The following is a 15,835-nucleotide window of genomic DNA, read 5'->3' as shown; positions in this document are numbered from 1 at the left end:
AGTGCTGAGTGCTGAGTTCTGAGTGCTGAGTTCTGAGTTCTGAGTTCAAAGACTCAACGTTCAAGTAAAAAGGTGCAACTTCCGAGTTCAAAGGCTCAACGTTCAAGTAAAAAGGCTCAACTTCCGAGTTCAAAGGCTCAACGTTTAAGCAAAAAGGCTCAACTTCCGAGTTTTAAGCTTGAAACAATAATATTTCTTCCTAACTCCTAACTCCTAACTCAGCACTCAGCACTCTTAACTCAGCACTCCCCACTCCCCACTCCCCAATAACCTATGCGCCGTAAAAAGGATACTCTCTGCACAGAATTTGCTTTCACTCTTCCCAGAGGATTGAGTGATAGCGAACAACGAGTACATCGTCATGGGGTGATGCGTTTAGCCACCGCCAAAGATGAAATTTTGGTGCAACAAGAACGCAAAGTTCAAGAAAATCCGGCTTACGGCGTATTAGTAATGCTTGCACGAGTCATTACTCGCTTGGGCAGTTTCAATTCTGTTAGTCCTGATTTACTCGAAGGACTTCTCCTACATGACATTGCCTATCTCCGAGAATTTTACAATCGAATCAATCAACAAGGCAATGTACACATTCCGACACAATGTCCCCACTGCAATACTCAATTTTCAGTGGAGCTAGAACTAGCGGGGGAGTCGTAAGCTACCCCTCTGATACTTTATATGAGGAGGTAGCTTTTATTGCTTATCATTTCCACTGGTCACAAGATGATATTTTAAATTTAGAACACACTACCCGTCAGCGCTGGGTGGCAGAAATCAATAAAATTAACCAAAAATTAATATGAAAGTAAAAGTTAGCTACTCACCAAATCTAAGTGAAGTCAATGAAGTTGACCTTACCACAGAAACTCCAACGAGAGGAGAATGGATAATAGGCCGTTCTCCTGATTCTGATTTAATCCTAGACAGCCCTGATATCAGTCGGTTACATGCTAAGTTTTTTGTTAAAAATGGAAATTACTACTTCTCTGACCTTGGTAGTAGAAATGGCTCAATAGTTAATGGGAAACAGGCTGAAAAAGATCGACCATATTCTTTGAGTGATGGAGATATTATTCGGATTGCAGATTATGTTTTGATTTTGGAGGCAGTTGCTCCCGTTTATGAGCAACCAGAGACAGTCTTTAGAATTATAGATCCTTCACTGTTTTCTCGGCCGCGATCGCCTGAAAATGTCAGCGCTGCCAATGTTGTTAATCCAGTCCCAGAGGTAGTTAGCGAAGTTCCACCGCCAATTAGTCCCGAAGTAGAAGCACCCCCTTCTTTAGAAATCAGTGAAATCTCAGAAGTTGTTTCGACTCAACCTGATGATGTCATCCCTGAAAACATCATTCAGCCACCAGAAGCAGTTAGCGAAGTTCCACACGATGTGCGTAATGAAATTGTGGATTTGCGGACATTAGTTACACCAGAAGTCAGCGCCGATAGTGAGGAAGTAGAGGTTCCCGAAGTCAGCGAAGCCTCAGAAGTTTCTTTGACTGAACCTGATAACGCCATAGCTGCACCTGAAAACATCATTGAAACTCCTGAAGAGGAAAGTGTCCTTCCAGAAGCTAATCACGATGAGGCTGTAAGCTTTGAACCAGCACTGGCAACAGAATCTACTTTCGTACAACAGCGTGATATAAGTCCTATTCCAGAAATTATCTACGACGAGAATGCAGAGTTAGAAGCAGCACTAGAAGCAGAAGTTACCTTCGTACAGCCACGTGATATTTTCAACGAAGTTCCTGCACAGAGTGCTATTCCAGAAACTACCTACAATGAAAATGCAGAGTTGGAGGCAGCACTAGCCGCAGAAGTTACCTCCGTTCAGCCGCGCGATATTTTCCACCATGTATCTGAGGAGGAGAGTAACATTTCCGAAACTACTCACGATGAAGTACTAGATGTGGATACGCCAGTCGCAGAAGAAGTCAGTGAAGTTCTTGAAAACCAAGAGATTCAGCCACAAGCACCAGAAGAGGAAAGCCAAGTTACACGGGATATCATTGATGAAGCAATAGATTGGGATACATCAGTTACAGCAGCAGACAGCGCAGATGTTGACGAATTAGAACCTACTTCTGCGGTGGATGAAACAATAAGCGAAGTTTCTGAAGCATCAACTGCACCTGATGATGCCGTTGCGGAAGTTTTAAGCAATCAATACATTGATTTGAGTAATGCAAGTACTGAAGAAGTTAGTCTATACGTTGATGATGTTGCTGCACAAATAAGTAACATTTCTGACTCAGATGATATTCTGTCTTTGAAAACAGCAGAAAGTGGAGCTACTGAGAGCATCAGTCAAACTATTGAAGAATTTCCTGAAGTAGAAGAAGATCGTTTTGATGAAACTCCAGAAGAAACAAATGTTAGTGAGTCTCCTCAAGCAATCATTGAAAGAAATATAGTACTGATTGCTCATGAAAGCAAAAAATCAGAGCTTGTTGAATTGGTTTCTGAGCATCAGGAATTTTTCTCGCAGAGTTTTACCATTACCTGGCCATCTGTTAGTGAAGTTTTACATCAGCAGGCAGGGATAACGATTAGTCAACAAACCCCCGCACCAACTTCTGGAGGATATCAAACAATTGCTTCATTGGTTGGAGCAGGAGAAATTGTAGCAGTTATTTTCCTGCGAGATTTGCTGCAACCTCAGTCAGGTCAAGCAAATGAAGAAGCACTGTTAAGATTATGCACTATTAATCAAGTTTTATTGGCTACTAATTTGTCAACAGCTGAGGCGATTGTGCATTATCTGAAATCGATATAACCATACTTAATCATTCATAAACAACAAAATTCCCGGTTTATTAAACAAATCGGGAATCTGACTCTTGAGATTTTCACACGTAAAATATGATTATTAGATTTTTTGAAAAGTTGCAAATTGCGTAGAATAATTTCAATATTAAAAATTAATCTCAAAATATAGGTATATTTTAAAGTAAAATAGACTGCAAAAATGGTTGTAAATTTTAAAAGTTTATTTAGACAGCCAGTTATTCTTTCAAGTGCGATCGCAACACTTCTGTTAGTAGGCATTCAAAAACTGGGGGTTTTCGAGCCTCTAGAAATGAAGGTCTACGACCAAATGATGCAACTACGTGCCGACTCAGGCCCAGACACTCGTCTGTTGATTGTTGCCTTAAGTGAAAAAGATATCCAAAAATGGAATTGGCCCTTGTCTAGTGAACTTCTAGACCAACTATTAGGCAAACTTGAAGAATATCAACCGCGAGTCATTGGTTTAGATATTTTTCGTGACTTACCAGTACCGCCTGGTCATGACAAGCTACTGCAACGTCTCCAACAGAGCGATATAATCATTCCTATTTGCAAACATGCGGGTTCTAACAATCCGGGGATAGCACCCCCAAAAGGCGTTGAAGCAGAGCGAGTAGGATTTAATGATGTCGTAGAAGATACTGACGCTACAATTCGCCGCAACCTTTTATTGGTAAGTGCAGAAGAATCCGATTCTTGTCAAAGTACCTATTCTTTTAGCTTACAACTAGCGCTCAAATATTTAGAAGTTGGAGGCATCCAACTAGAATTTACCCCCAAAAAGGAACTACAACTACGTAATACTGTATTTAAACCCCTGCAAAGTAACGCTGGCGGCTATGAAAAAGCAGATACCAATGGCTACCAAATCCTGCTTAATTACCGTTCTGGTCATCAGGTTGCCCAGCAGGTAACTATTACAGAAGTACTTGCAAATCAAGTTAAACCAGATTTAGTTAAAGACCGCATCGTTTTAATTGGTTCAACAGCCAATAGTTTAAATGATATTTTTAATACGCCCTTTGCTAGTGGTAAGTCAGATAATTCCGGCAAGATGGCCGGAATTGAAATTCATGCCCACAGCGTTAGTCAAATTCTCAGTACCGTTCTTAACAAACAGCCTCTATTTTGGTTTTTGCCTGAGTGGGGTAAAGTCCTTTGGATATGGGGATGGACTGTAGTTGGTGGTTTGCTGGTATGGCGGATTCAACATCCACTAGGCTTAGGATTGGCAGCAGCAACAGCCCTTACAGTATTATTTGGAGCTAATTTTGTCATTTTTACCCAAGCTGGATGGTTCCCAGTCATACCTCCGGCGTTGGGGCTAGTATTTACCGCCAGCAGTGTTCTTGCCTATAGCGCTTATCAAACCAAGCAAGAGCAAAAAGAAATTACCCAACGGGTTCAAGAACACCAACAATTAATTCTAGAATTGCAAGGTCTTTTACGGCAGCGCGGCAACGCCTTAAATGAAGCGCCAACAGTAATAGCTGACTCCATTGGGCAAGAAATTGCACTAGGAACGGTACTAAATAATCGCTACAAAATTACTCAACCCTTGGGTTCTGGAGGATTTAGCAATACTTATTTGGCTGACGATATCCAGCGTCCTGGTAATCCGCAGTGTGTGGTCAAACAGTTGCGACCTCCTCACCAAGATGCAGAGTATTTAAATGTTGTCAGACGGCTATTCAACGCTGAAGCAGAAATTTTAGAAACTTTGGGTAAGCATCCACAAATTCCCCAACTGCTAGCTTTTTTTGAAGAAAATCGACAATTTTCCCTAGTGCAAGAATTTGTTCGAGGGCACGCTATGGATAAAGAGTTAGCTACTGGAAAGCGACTAAAACAAGCTGAGGTTGTGGAGATACTCAAAGAAGTTTTAAATGTGCTGGTTTTTGTTCACAGTTATGGCGTAATCCATCGAGATATCAAACCTAGCAACTTAATTAGGCGAGAATCAGATCAGCACATTGTTTTAATTGACTTTGGCGCTGTTAAGCAGATTCAACCTCAGCAGCAAGAAGCTCAGACAATTTCAATTGGCACTCCTAATTATGCACCTTCTGAACAAATGAGCGGGTTGCCAAAACTCAACAGTGATATTTATGCCTTGGGAATTATGGGAATACAAGGCTTAACTGGGGTAGAACCCAGAGAATTTCGCAGAGACACAAATACTGGTGAAATAATTATCCAAAGTGAAGCTGATACTAATCAACAGATTTGGCTACATTGGCGCGAATTCACTGACGCTAGCAACGAGTTAGTTATGATTTTAAATAGAATGGTACATTTCGACTTCACTCAACGATATCAGTCAGCAGCAGAGGTGCTTAAAACCCTTGAAAGTCTCTAGTACTCTGTATGCTCTGTTAACGAAAAAATTATACATGGACTTCATTACCATCTTCAAGATTATTAATCGATTTAGAGGTATCTATTACATTACTAATAAAGGTATCTTAGGCAACTAAACTTGTCCCATAAAGTCATTTATTAGTAGCAGCATCGGCATTATTTTTGAAAGCAAGGGTTCCTGTCATATCAGGAAGAAACTCTACATAAAAACCTAGATCGTAGGCAATACAGTTCAGTCCAGTTAAGGGTTTTTTGTATTTATTTTAGGTATCTAGAGATACTATAGCATGAATCTTCCTCTCATTAAGGTAAGTCTCTAGCTCTGTTTCTATAAAAATTCTTCGAGTAATAACGATATTTTTTTGTGTTTGAGATTACAAATTAATTTAATATTGATCTAGCCTTTGGTTAGAGGTGTAGTGGAGTATTAGTTATTATTATTGAAGCGTAAGAACAAATTGAACTTGTAATTTTATATAGGAGTTTATAAATGCAACGCTAACAACGGTGTTTTTTTTGGCTCTTTGTATACTACAGACAAGTAAATTATCGTTTAGCCGCGTTATTTCAACTTAATCCGCTAATTCTTTACTGAGTGCTATATGCAGAAACCCAACGATCAAAAAAACTATTTCCTTAAGTACCTTTCCCTCGCTCCTGTTCTTGCCGTTATTTCGATATCAGTTGCCTTCTCTACGTGGGCAATTTTTAATTATTTTTTACCCGATCTTCTTTTCCATCCTATGCCATAACATGAGTGGTGATGATGTAACTAAGTGTTTAGGCTATCTGGAAAACCTCATTTCCGTATCTCTTTGTTGCAAGCCTATCCATTAGTGACATCTTTCATCTTTACCTAACATTTGTGGGAGCGATGCCTGCGCCAACGTCTTCTGGCGCGTCTGTTACGTCAATGACAAACGCGGGTATTCAACAAATCTTTTATCATACTTTCGTGGTAAGTTTCCAATTAAATCGAGTACTTGTCATTAATGTAAGTAAAATTTTTCAAATCCAGTAACAGCCTTGCTCTCTAGCACTTTTTTTAAATATAGTTTTGAGGATTGTTACAAAAAAGCCCGGTCACGAAAGTGACCGGGCTTTTAGTTATCTCAATCTCTCAAAGGAGGTAAAGTAATCTGAGTACGACCTATTAGCTAGCAGATTGTTCCAAATTAACCTTGACGACTTTGTTCTTTTCTTGCTCAGTTTTAGGCAGTGTCAGATTCAAGATACCATCTTTATAATCTGCTGTAACGTTAGTGTTTTGAATCCGAGTCGATAGAGGAATTACGCGTTGAAATTTACCGTAATGAAACTCACTTCGGGTAACACCTTTTTCCTCTGTTTTCGTTTCAGACTTCCGCTCACCGCTAACGTAAACAGCATTTTCTGTGACTTGCACATCCAAGTCTTTAGCTTCTAGTCCTGGCAGTTCTAGCTTCAGATGAATTGCATCTTCAGTTTCTTGAATTTCAGCAGCAGGAACTTTGCTTAAGCCTTTGTCAAACAATGCAGATGGGAGTCTGGTATCTTCAAATAAGCTATTGATTTGGTGTTGTAGAGTGTCAATTTCTCTCCAAGGATTCCAACGAACTAGTGTCATAACTTTTCCTCGCTTTAGTTAACTTTGTTTAATAAGTTTTGCACTTAACTTTGTGCTTACATATTCATATTATGTATAGTTAAAGCTGCTGTAAATTCGGTTTTTGACACCAACTAATTGATGATTACCGCACCAAATTAGATAGAAAAATTTTTACGGTTTGCTCTAATTTGTCTATTCGGGTTTACCGAATAGACAAATTAGATTCAATTATCCTAAATCAATAAATCTGCTGTTGAAGGGATAGCGCAGAAATACGATGCCTCAGTTGGGCTATGTCTACAACTGAGTAACAGCGTTGCATAAATTTTTAGATAACCTCAGTTAAATATATATCTGTTCAAGTTTGTCCTGAGCTTTACTCCCGATTTACTAACCAACACAGCATTAATAATGAAACTCCTTTCCCTGCTTGATTTTGCACACATTCTTAATTTTAGTGTCCTACCTAGTATTGCTAGAACCCAAATAGCTACTTATCACAAAAGTGCCACATCAATTAACACATCTGTCAAATCTGATACTTTACGCAACGATTCCACAAATATCAATTGCCTCAAAACCTTTGATACTGCTGTTCTTGCTTATCAGATGATGGGTCTTAGCAACTTTGAATGAACCGTAGCATGCGCTCAATTAAATCACCCGAATGGGTGAGGAGCAAATCAACCGTTCAGGTGAACTGGATGCAGGAAGTTAAGACAGATAAAAAATAAGACTCTATTACTCAAGAACATTAATTGTACTTTACTATAACTAAGGATAATCCTATGAAAGTCTCTATCTTGATCGATTCTGTACTCATTGTTACTTCTATTGCTTTATTGCCTGGAATGAGTGGCGTTCAAATAGCTACTAACAATAGTGGCGAATCTATAGCTATCAACTCTAACAATTTATCTACTCATTCCAATAAGGTCAGCTACTTCAAACCCTTTGATGCTGCATTTGTAGCTTATCAAAGTAATCTGAAAGCACAGGGTAGTCCTAGCGGTAGCGCTTTGGTATCCCAATACCAAACAGGAAACCTGACTGCATTAAATGTGGTTAAGACTGCTATCAACGCTAAAAAGTTACCAGCACAAGAAGCTTTGAATGATAAAGGTTATCTAAACGCTGTCGAATCGCAGCTGACCTCATTGGGCAGCACTAATGATTTATCTTACTAAGTACAGACTTGCAGAGGTTCGTAATGGATTTATAAAATGCTGTACTATCATCTGGTTGCTTTGACAAGAAAATGCGTAACCGAACAGGAAAAGCTCCTGTCTCCCCCTAATCACCATCTCATTCGCAAAAATGATTTTAACCCCTCCAAGGTATTGGAGGGGTTTTTAGTTGGTGCTGCGGTTGCTACTTGCTCTAACGTCGTCCCATGCACAGTAGCGCTGGAATGCTGTCTGCTCCCACAAAAGCGTAATTTATCACACTTTTAGAAAAAAGGGACGGGTCATAAATTATTTACTGTTCTATCAAATTAACGTTGTTAAGTTACTCAGCAGGTGTAGTTTTCACCTCCAGGCTGTGTTAAATATTGTGACGCGAAACAGGAGTATAGGTACGTTGTTAAAGCTTTCTCCAGAATCTCCTCTATTTATTGTGTTAATTATTATTAGTTTTTTAGTAGTAACTTTATCAACTTGGTTATCATCTAAACCATTTGTTTTAAAACCATTTGGGGTTAATGATATTGTCCAATTGCTGACATTGCAATTATTCATTTCTTTGTTGCTAGAGCGTTCTTTAGAAGTTTTTATAACTACTTGGCGTGGCCCATTTGTAGAACAATTAGATATTAGTATTCAGCAAGAAAAGGCTCTAATCTCTGAGAAAATAAAACTTATGGAAGGACAACAGCAACAGTTTCCTTCTTTGGTATCAAATCAAATCAGTGGACTCCCACCAGAAGGAATGAGTTTAGAACAGCAAATCATCCAAAATTTTACACAAAATCAACAAAATTCATTAAAAATTTTCCAGCCACAAATGGATGATATAAATGAAAAAGAGCGCCAAAGAACAGCCTATAAATCTGATACACGAACAATTGCTCTATGGACATCCCTTTTATTCGGTCTTTTAATGAGCGCAATAGGTGTTCGCTCAATTGAGCCACTTGTAGTTATTGATTTAGATAATCCAATACAAATAGTTATTTTTCGTTGTTTAGATGCACTGCTGACAGGAGGTTTAATTGCAGGAGGTAGCGAGGGTATTCATAAGCTTATAAAAGTTTTTATCGACTTTATGGAAGCTACATCTAAACAAATTAAAAATCAGGGGTCGTCTTGATGAAACTATGAATACAGGATGATATTACTAAAATTATAATAATATCTATTCTAAATGTAAAGTATTATCTTCCCATAAATAATCTTTAATTTTCACAAAATTCCTATTTAAGTTTTTTAATAAATCTGCTTCAGATGAAACCTGAACTCCTTCTATTTCCAACTTATTTTTTTGTTGGCTCACATAAGTTATCAAATAACCTTTAGAGTCTAATATTCTATGTAAGGGATAATCAGCAGCCGAAGTTTTTTTTAGGTATATAGGAATAGCTCTTAGATAGCTATTATCTACTCCTATAGCTTTGATTATCTGTTTATATGTAACTACTTTTCCACTTGGGATTTTGATAATAAAATTTAGGAATCGTTTATATGGATTTTCAGATAATGCTGGAAATTTATGAGCTTCCACCTGAAAATTACTACCAACCTGAATTTGACCTGATTTAATAACTACGCCTAAAATTCCTCTTTTCTCTTGGATGCTTTTTAATGATTCTACCAAGTGAGCTATGCGCTTACATGGTTCGCAGTGAAAAGTTAATCTAATTGCCGCACCACTTTCAAAGGTTAGCAAAGAGCCAGGGATAAATCTATCAACTTCTAAACCTTGAACCACAATATTTTCTCGCAATTCTCCTGGTTGAATTGATAAGTCGGAAATATCTTCGTACCTAACAATTAAAACTTGCCTGGGGCTTATCGGATTGGCATTAATATCTCCTTCTATGCCATGACTTACCTTTAAATTTAATGTGTTAAGCTCTACCATCGCCGAGCCTGGTTTTACTTTGCTGAAAAGATGCATGATTGAGAGAGCCATATTCATTCAGTGGCGCGATCAATTTTAAATTGAGGAGGTGAAGTCAGACAAATCACTGGATTTACGAAGAATGAATAAGCTTCCATAATGGGAGAGCCATTGCTCTTAATTGGAATCTTCTCAAACTTTGCTTGTAATTTTTCCTTAATTAAAAGTTGATTGTTCAATGGTAAGAATTTTACTTGATATATCCTGTTTCTTTAGTTCAACTTTTATGCGGTAAGTACATAAAAGTTGAATTATTTAGATGAGATTAGTCAATGAGTTGTGGAGTGGGAATTTGCGTATCGATATCCGCTTGGGAAAAAGTAGGGAGCAACCAGCTACTCTCACCCGCCTTGAATACTTTGGCAGGTTCAACATTCAATTCAATTGCACCAGTGGCTGGATTGGTTCTAGCAAGAGACTGTGTACCATCGACAAACTTAATAGCGATGGGTTCAGTCAGTTGTTGTGGTTGAGCGTTTGGGCCTAAAACCACTTGAGAACCTGCGGGTAAGTAAATGCCATCGCAATCCCAATCATCATCGGTGATTGTTCCTGCGCCCAGAAAATAGAGTTGGGTTGGAATTTTTTTTGGTTTATTGGCATAGACAGCCAAAGTCTTTCCAGTTTCATTGCGGCACTGCGCCCGCTTTCTAGCTGTTTCTATGACATTTTTCTGAAACTGCAATTGTGCCAGTCGCTGCTGGAATTGCTCAGGTGTATAGCCAGCTTGCTCAGGTGTATTTTTTACAGTTAGAAGTTGATTGAGCGCCTGAGTTACCTCAGCATAGTCAGCCCCTTTAGTGAAATCCTTGCCTGCCCAAGAGGGTTGAGCAATTAGCAGGTTCACCATTAATACGAGTGCAACAAGAAGAATTTTGAGAAACTGCATAAATTTCTCCTTTTTTTGAAGTTAGTGTTCAGTACCACTGAAACTTTACCAGATTTCAAATCCTTGAAAATTTCGATCGCGATCGCACCACATACCCATAAGATTAATTAATAGCCCTACAAGCTCTTCTAAATATCCACTAAGCAGTTCAATACTTTTCGGATAAGCCTAAAAATCTCTCTTTTTGCCTGGGAAAAGGTTAAAGGGCAAGGGGGAAAGGTGAATTAAAACCTTTTCTCTTTCCCCTTTCCCCGTTAACCGAAAAGTATTAGGTAGCAGTTAACTAGTAACTGATGGCTGATGTCAAACTCTTAACTGGGTGACGGCGATATTACCAGAAAAACATACATCTACATCGCTGCCAGGAGTGCGATCGCGTTTGCCATATTCCCCTACATAATAAAAATTATCGCCTTCAATTCGATAGTTCACGGGTAAAGGTTTGGTACAGGCTTGGCAAAATACTACATTAGGATCTGGTTCTCCTGGTTGCAGATGCGGCAGATTCACATTCCAGAAGCTTCCTGATTCTAGGGGACGTTTGAGTAAATCGGCTAAAACTTCAGCTGTGAATTTGGCAGCTAGATCCCAATCAAAATTCTGCTTGGCTTTGCGATATTGGGAAATGGCAATTCCGGGAATACCGTGCATTGCGGCTTCCCGCACGGCTGCCACTGTGCCAGAAATGTAGGCATCGACTCCCAAGTTCCCCCCAGCATTGATACCTGAAAGTACAAATTTGACATCCGCGGCAATTTGTGTAATCGCAATTCTCACACAATCAGCGGGAGTACCTGCGATCGCATACTCAGTCTCAGAACGTCGTTGGAGGTTGATAGCACGAGTAGTAGTAACTTGATGTCCACAGCCAGACTGATGATCGGCAGGAGCAGCGATAATAGAATTTTTGCCGTTTACAGCTTTGAGTAGCGCTTGGATACCAGGGGCATCAATGCCATCGTCGTTAGTTAAAAGTATAGTCATGTATATATGATATTGATTTAGCTAAAATATCAGAAAAATGCAGATATCAACCATCACATAGACATCTACAGCAGAATTCAGAATTCAAGAGTAAAATCCGCTTTATACCTGGGTAACAAACTTAGCTTGTCTACCTCAGCTACTTGAAATCTGCTGTATATAAATTAAATATGCATTGTCCAGAATCCTTGTAGAGATGTAGCAGGATAACATCTTTACATTCTTTTTCACTCAGATATCTAGTGAGTACGTCAAGAAAAGCTACTCGCAGATATGAAAAAATATGGCATTGTTGAACCAAAATATGAATCATACGATATGATTTCTAGATGGTTTGCAAATTCCGCCCTAAGCATTTGGGTTAATTCCCAAAATGGGCGGTATTTCTTTGAGTAGTAAGGGGTTTAGCGTCAGGTTAATGCTTGCAACCGCCCTTAGAACAAGTTTGTGTAATCAAAAATCCCGTACAATATACATAATTTACTGGGAATATCAGAAATTTTACACTGAAGAAAATCGGGAACGAGGTGATTTTTGCAGTGGTTCTGTAGTATTTTTGGTGCAAATCTGTCTTAGGGATCACACGATGAAACAGCTCCTCAAACAAGTTTTTAGCAGTCAAAAACACCTTATCTGGCTAATTCTACCTTTGGTGACGGTTATTTTCGCAGCCTCGCTATTTGCTACACCTGCTTTAGCCACAGGTGTGTATCAAATACCCAGCCTGACAGCAAGGAATGACACTTGGGTTTTGGATCAAGGTGAAGTCATCAGCCGTCTGAATGAAGGCAAGATTAGCAGCGCTTTTAAGGATTTGGCAAAGCAAACAGATAAGGAAGTAAGAATTGTTACTGTTCGCCGCCTCGACTACGGTGAAACGCCAGAAAGTTTTACTAAAGAACTGTTTGAAAAATGGTTTCCGACAAAAGCAGCCCAAGCTAATCAAACTTTATTGGTTCTTGATACAGTTACTAATGGTACTGCCATTATTACTGGGGATGAAGTCAAGCCAATACTTACTGACTCTATTGCCGAGAGTGTAGCAACTGAAACAGTAAGTGTGCCGTTACGCAATGGTGATAAATACAACCAGGCATTTCTCGATGCAAGCGATCGCCTTGTCGCCGTTCTCTCTGGCAAAGCCGATCCAGGGCCACCCCAAATAACTGACAATGTACAGGTTGGAGGCACTTACAAGAAAGCAGAGGAAACCAACCAAGGTAACGCTACTGCTTGGGTAGTAGGATTGTTAATTGCTGCCACCGTTATCCCAATGGCAACTTACTATATCTATCAGATAAATCAGCCTTCATCTAATGGGTAATGGCATTAGGAGTTAGGAGTAATTTCTTCTAACTCCTCACTCCTAACTTTAATCTTGAACATACTCTTGCCCTGTAACTAAAGCTACCTCAGCCCGGACAAACTCTCGACCCAGATAAGCTGCATGATCTAATTGAGTTACAGGAGAGGGCTGAGTTTCTTCAAAAATTTTCACGCAAAGTTCTTTCGCCGTTCTGGCGCTAAAAACTGTTGTATGAGTTCGTTCTACCTTTTCTCGCGCTGGAATTACCTTTCCCGTTTCGGGATCGACAGCTAAACCGCGATCGTCAATCACATTTGTAAAATGCTTGGCATAAATTAACCCTGCGTCTCGATCTAAGTAAATAATGAAATATCCACCGGGATCAAGGTCAATATGACGCTGGGAAAGTTTATCATCAATTGCCGTTAAATCTTCAACTATTAAATCCATAAGCACTATAAAAAGAAATTTTCTTTTTTCAGGGTTTTTATACTCTATATCAAGTGTAATTCGTCGTTCACCCTCTGCCTTGGCAAATTTTTAAGAATCTCGGTTACTAAATGGCAACTCTGCATTAATTGCCTCAATCTGCTGTTGTTCGAGTTGATTCACTTCCTTAATATAGGGACGAATAATTTGTCCTAAACGATTATTGTAAAAGCGGTGCAAACTGTGATTGGGCATAGCGGGGAAACCACGCCGTTTTTTGTGTCGCCCACCCGCGCCAGGATCAAAAATTTGGATATTGTTAGCGATCGCCCACTCAATCGGTGCATAATAGCAAGCATCAAAATGTAAGCAATCTATTTCTTGAAAACTCCCCCAATAGCGTCCATAGAGTTTGTCATCTTTAAATAAACAAAAAGACATTCCTAAAGGATGAGAATTATCTTCCTCGCTATATGCGGCAACAAACAAGACTCGATGACGATAATCGGTGTGTAGCTGCTCAAAAAACCTCCGTGTGAGATACTTGCTACCCCACCAGCCAAACTTATCACACGTGTCAGCATAGAATTGGTACATCAAGGGAAACAAAGACTGAGGAATTTGATCGCCACTCAGTGGTTGCAATCGTAAACCTGCTTTCTCTACAGCTTTGCGTTCCCGCTTGATATTGCGCCGTTGATTGGCATTAAACACCTTCAAGTAATCATCAAAAGTTTTAAAATCAGCATTTTCCCAGATATAGCTGTGGTGCAGCCAAGTTGTAAAGCCATGCCGTTCTAGCATCGGACGCCATTCGGGATCGACGTAGAGAAAATGACACCCAGAAATCCGATTTTTGGAGCAAAAAGTATCAATTTCATGCACCATCAACGCTGTGATTTCATCCTCATCTTCTCCTGGGGCGATTAAGAACCGATAACCTTCTGCTGGGGTAAATGGTGTCATTCCCAGCAATTTTGGGTAATATTGAACTCCGATGCGATCGGCTAACTCTGCCCATTGGTGATCGAAAACAAATTCACCAGAACTATGTCCTTTAAGATAAAGTGGCGCAGCAGCAATCAGCGTTTTATCTCGCCACAGTGTCAAATGATTTGGCAACCAACCAGTTTTAGCCGTAACACTGTGGGAAGTTTCGAGATTATTCAGCCACTCCCATTCTAAAAATGGCGTTTTGAGTGGCATTGCCAAAGCATTCCAGGCATTTTGGGGTACTTCAGCGATTTTGTTTGTCCAAACGACAGAATAGCGAGGCTTAAGTTGTTCCACCATCTTAGGGGAGTAGGGAGTAGGGAGTGGGAAGGCAGAGGGGCAGGGGAGGCAGGGGAAAAGGTTAAAGGTTAAAGGTTAAAGGGAAAAGGTTAAAGGGAAAAGGAATAAATTTAATCTTTCCCCTTTTCCCCTTCCCCTTTTCCCCTTACCCCTTTCCCTTTGCCCATGCCCAATGCCCAATCCTCCATGCCCCATCTCCAATAAATAACTTAACTTAGCGTAATCTAATCTGCTGGTCGTTGCAGACGATAGTGCAAAAACACTTCTTGCTCAACTGTATGAACTTCTATAAGTTGTAACTTGGGAGCCAAATCAGGTAAAAATCCTTTCCCTGCGACGGGTGTGGGTGCAGTATTACCACCTAAAATCAGTGGACAGACTGTTAACCATAATTCATCAATTAAATCCAGTTCCAGCAAGGAAGCGACTAATTCACCTCCACCCAAGACCACCAAGCGTGTTATATGTAGAGTGGCTACTTGCTTTAAGGCTGCGAGAATGTCAATTTCTCGCGTTGGCGTTTCAAAAACCAGAATCTTCTCGAATTTTGGAGGGTACTCCTGTACTCCGGTTCCCAAAGTTGAGGGAAGCGTCTGTAAGCGTTCTTTCCACGAAAATGCTCCTGCTCTTGTGGTGAGTAGCCAGCGTCTGACTGGTTGCTTAAAAAAGTGAATTTCCGGATTAAGGTTTGCAGAGCGTGTAGTCACTATATGAACTGGCTGTAGAGGCTTCCCTTCTTGCGCCCGAATTTGCACTAGAGTTGGATCGGTTACAGTAAGTGTTGTTCCATATGCGTGCAGAGTTCCAGCACCGAACAAAACGGCATCAGAGGCAGCAATTTGTTTTTCTAAGTGTGCTTTATCAACCCTTGAGCCGAACCGAGCAGGCGATCGCTTAAAATCTGCTATCTTGCCATCTGCACTCATTGCTAAAACAACTGTAGTATGAGGACGATGTTGCAACATTCAATTGATTTAATAGTTTTAATATTTTCTTTAGTTGTGTGTAGATTCTCAAACAAAACCATACCTGCAAGCTACTGTTTTATCATTTTACCACTGTATTGATATGCAAC

At 39.8% G+C, this 15,835-nt stretch carries 17 protein-coding genes; 9 read left to right on the top strand and 8 right to left on the bottom strand.

Translation table 11 applies throughout. The annotated features are described in order from the left end of the window. Positions 1–273 precede the first annotated feature (273 nt). The 5 genes from RMY27_RS07920 (at position 274) to RMY27_RS07900 (ending at position 5,903) form a co-directional block, all read left to right on the top strand. Positions 274–657, top strand: a complete 384-nt coding sequence (locus RMY27_RS07920) for a phage tail assembly protein (RefSeq protein WP_322661997.1) — start codon at positions 274–276, stop codon at positions 655–657. Beyond that, positions 600–803, top strand: a complete 204-nt coding sequence (locus RMY27_RS07915) for a DUF6760 family protein (RefSeq protein ID WP_313931140.1) — start codon at positions 600–602, stop codon at positions 801–803. Before RMY27_RS07920 ends, RMY27_RS07915 begins: the two co-directional genes overlap by 58 nt. Then, entirely contained in the window at positions 800–2,776 is a 1,977-nt protein-coding gene (locus RMY27_RS07910; RefSeq protein ID WP_322661995.1) for an FHA domain-containing protein, read from the top strand. Before RMY27_RS07915 ends, RMY27_RS07910 begins: the two co-directional genes overlap by 4 nt. A gap of 192 nt (positions 2,777–2,968) precedes the next feature. Next, positions 2,969–5,149 (top strand): CHASE2 domain-containing serine/threonine-protein kinase, encoded by a 2,181-nt coding sequence (locus tag RMY27_RS07905; protein WP_322661993.1) that lies wholly within the window; start codon positions 2,969–2,971, stop codon positions 5,147–5,149. A gap of 604 nt (positions 5,150–5,753) precedes the next feature. Further along, the gene (locus RMY27_RS07900; protein WP_322661991.1) at positions 5,754–5,903 is read left to right on the top strand and encodes a PsaJ protein; all 150 of its coding nucleotides are present in this window, start codon (positions 5,754–5,756) and stop codon (positions 5,901–5,903) included. A gap of 401 nt (positions 5,904–6,304) precedes the next feature. Here RMY27_RS07900 and RMY27_RS07895 read toward each other — a convergent pair whose 3' ends face one another. Beyond that, positions 6,305–6,757: an Hsp20/alpha crystallin family protein gene (locus RMY27_RS07895; RefSeq protein ID WP_322661989.1), complete on the bottom strand. Its 453-nt coding sequence runs from the start codon at positions 6,755–6,757 to the stop codon at positions 6,305–6,307. A gap of 393 nt (positions 6,758–7,150) precedes the next feature. Between RMY27_RS07895 and RMY27_RS07890 the strand changes: the two genes are divergently transcribed. From RMY27_RS07890 to RMY27_RS07880, 3 genes are all read left to right on the top strand, one after another. Then, complete coding sequence (locus RMY27_RS07890; protein ID WP_322661988.1) at positions 7,151–7,375, top strand: hypothetical protein; 225 nt, start codon at positions 7,151–7,153, stop codon at positions 7,373–7,375. 152 nt (positions 7,376–7,527) lie between these two features. Further along, complete coding sequence (locus RMY27_RS07885) at positions 7,528–7,926, top strand: hypothetical protein (RefSeq protein ID WP_322661986.1); 399 nt, start codon at positions 7,528–7,530, stop codon at positions 7,924–7,926. Positions 7,927–8,320: 394 nt separating this feature from the next. Then, positions 8,321–9,049 carry a hypothetical protein gene (locus RMY27_RS07880; RefSeq protein WP_322661984.1) on the top strand — a complete coding sequence of 243 codons (729 nt, stop codon included), beginning with the start codon at positions 8,321–8,323 and terminating at the stop codon, positions 9,047–9,049. Between the two features lie 45 nt (positions 9,050–9,094). Here RMY27_RS07880 and RMY27_RS07875 read toward each other — a convergent pair whose 3' ends face one another. The 4 genes from RMY27_RS07875 to surE form a co-directional block, all read right to left on the bottom strand. Beyond that, positions 9,095–9,871, bottom strand: a complete 777-nt coding sequence (locus tag RMY27_RS07875; protein WP_322661982.1) for an MGMT family protein — start codon at positions 9,869–9,871, stop codon at positions 9,095–9,097. 2 nt (positions 9,872–9,873) lie between these two features. Next, the gene (locus RMY27_RS07870; protein ID WP_322661980.1) at positions 9,874–10,038 is read right to left on the bottom strand and encodes a hypothetical protein; all 165 of its coding nucleotides are present in this window, start codon (positions 10,036–10,038) and stop codon (positions 9,874–9,876) included. An 86-nt stretch (positions 10,039–10,124) separates the two neighbouring features. Beyond that, a complete protein-coding gene (locus RMY27_RS07865; protein WP_322661978.1) occupies positions 10,125–10,748 on the bottom strand; it encodes a hypothetical protein in 624 nt (207 codons plus the stop codon). Positions 10,749–11,051: 303 nt separating this feature from the next. Next, positions 11,052–11,732 carry a 5'/3'-nucleotidase SurE gene (gene surE / locus RMY27_RS07860; RefSeq protein ID WP_322661976.1) on the bottom strand — a complete coding sequence of 227 codons (681 nt, stop codon included), beginning with the start codon at positions 11,730–11,732 and terminating at the stop codon, positions 11,052–11,054. A 586-nt stretch (positions 11,733–12,318) separates the two neighbouring features. Between surE and psb32 the strand changes: the two genes are divergently transcribed. Next, complete coding sequence (gene psb32 / locus RMY27_RS07855) at positions 12,319–13,056, top strand: photosystem II repair protein Psb32 (RefSeq protein WP_322661973.1); 738 nt, start codon at positions 12,319–12,321, stop codon at positions 13,054–13,056. A 48-nt stretch (positions 13,057–13,104) separates the two neighbouring features. Here the strand turns inward: psb32 and RMY27_RS07850 are convergent, their stop codons facing one another. The 3 genes from RMY27_RS07850 to RMY27_RS07840 all read right to left on the bottom strand — a co-directional run bounded on the left by RMY27_RS07850 (position 13,105) and on the right by RMY27_RS07840 (position 15,725). Next, the gene (locus RMY27_RS07850) at positions 13,105–13,488 is read right to left on the bottom strand and encodes a DUF4346 domain-containing protein (RefSeq protein ID WP_322661971.1); all 384 of its coding nucleotides are present in this window, start codon (positions 13,486–13,488) and stop codon (positions 13,105–13,107) included. 90 nt (positions 13,489–13,578) lie between these two features. Further along, on the bottom strand, positions 13,579–14,760 hold the full coding sequence (locus RMY27_RS07845) for a GNAT family N-acetyltransferase (protein ID WP_322661969.1): 1,182 nt from the start codon (positions 14,758–14,760) through the stop codon (positions 13,579–13,581). 224 nt (positions 14,761–14,984) lie between these two features. Next, entirely contained in the window at positions 14,985–15,725 is a 741-nt protein-coding gene (locus tag RMY27_RS07840) for a RibD family protein (protein WP_322661967.1), read from the bottom strand. Between the last annotated feature and the right edge of the window lie 110 nt (positions 15,726–15,835).

Source organism: Nostoc sp. DedQUE09, from assembly GCF_034530915.1.
Lineage (GTDB): Bacteria > Cyanobacteriota > Cyanobacteriia > Cyanobacteriales > Nostocaceae > Nostoc.
Note: the sequence above shows the minus strand (reverse complement) of the source record. Positions and strands in the feature narration are given on the sequence as shown.

What these genes read in the sequence shown, in the direction of transcription:
- surE (WP_322661976.1), bottom strand. Translation starts at nt 11,732, where the DNA reads ATGACTATACTTTTAACTAACGACGATGGCATTGATGCCCCTGGTATC.
- RMY27_RS07890 (WP_322661988.1), top strand. Translation starts at nt 7,151, where the DNA reads ATGAAACTCCTTTCCCTGCTTGATTTTGCACACATTCTTAATTTTAGT.
- RMY27_RS07905 (WP_322661993.1), top strand. Translation starts at nt 2,969, where the DNA reads ATGGTTGTAAATTTTAAAAGTTTATTTAGACAGCCAGTTATTCTTTCA.
- RMY27_RS07895 (WP_322661989.1), bottom strand. Translation starts at nt 6,757, where the DNA reads ATGACACTAGTTCGTTGGAATCCTTGGAGAGAAATTGACACTCTACAA.
- RMY27_RS07840 (WP_322661967.1), bottom strand. Translation starts at nt 15,725, where the DNA reads ATGTTGCAACATCGTCCTCATACTACAGTTGTTTTAGCAATGAGTGCA.
- psb32 (WP_322661973.1), top strand. Translation starts at nt 12,319, where the DNA reads ATGAAACAGCTCCTCAAACAAGTTTTTAGCAGTCAAAAACACCTTATC.
- RMY27_RS07865 (WP_322661978.1), bottom strand. Translation starts at nt 10,748, where the DNA reads ATGCAGTTTCTCAAAATTCTTCTTGTTGCACTCGTATTAATGGTGAAC.
- RMY27_RS07920 (WP_322661997.1), top strand. Translation starts at nt 274, where the DNA reads ATGCGCCGTAAAAAGGATACTCTCTGCACAGAATTTGCTTTCACTCTT.
- RMY27_RS07875 (WP_322661982.1), bottom strand. Translation starts at nt 9,871, where the DNA reads ATGGCTCTCTCAATCATGCATCTTTTCAGCAAAGTAAAACCAGGCTCG.
- RMY27_RS07850 (WP_322661971.1), bottom strand. Translation starts at nt 13,488, where the DNA reads ATGGATTTAATAGTTGAAGATTTAACGGCAATTGATGATAAACTTTCC.
- RMY27_RS07900 (WP_322661991.1), top strand. Translation starts at nt 5,754, where the DNA reads ATGCAGAAACCCAACGATCAAAAAAACTATTTCCTTAAGTACCTTTCC.
- RMY27_RS07915 (WP_313931140.1), top strand. Translation starts at nt 600, where the DNA reads ATGTCCCCACTGCAATACTCAATTTTCAGTGGAGCTAGAACTAGCGGG.
- RMY27_RS07910 (WP_322661995.1), top strand. Translation starts at nt 800, where the DNA reads ATGAAAGTAAAAGTTAGCTACTCACCAAATCTAAGTGAAGTCAATGAA.
- RMY27_RS07845 (WP_322661969.1), bottom strand. Translation starts at nt 14,760, where the DNA reads ATGGTGGAACAACTTAAGCCTCGCTATTCTGTCGTTTGGACAAACAAA.
- RMY27_RS07885 (WP_322661986.1), top strand. Translation starts at nt 7,528, where the DNA reads ATGAAAGTCTCTATCTTGATCGATTCTGTACTCATTGTTACTTCTATT.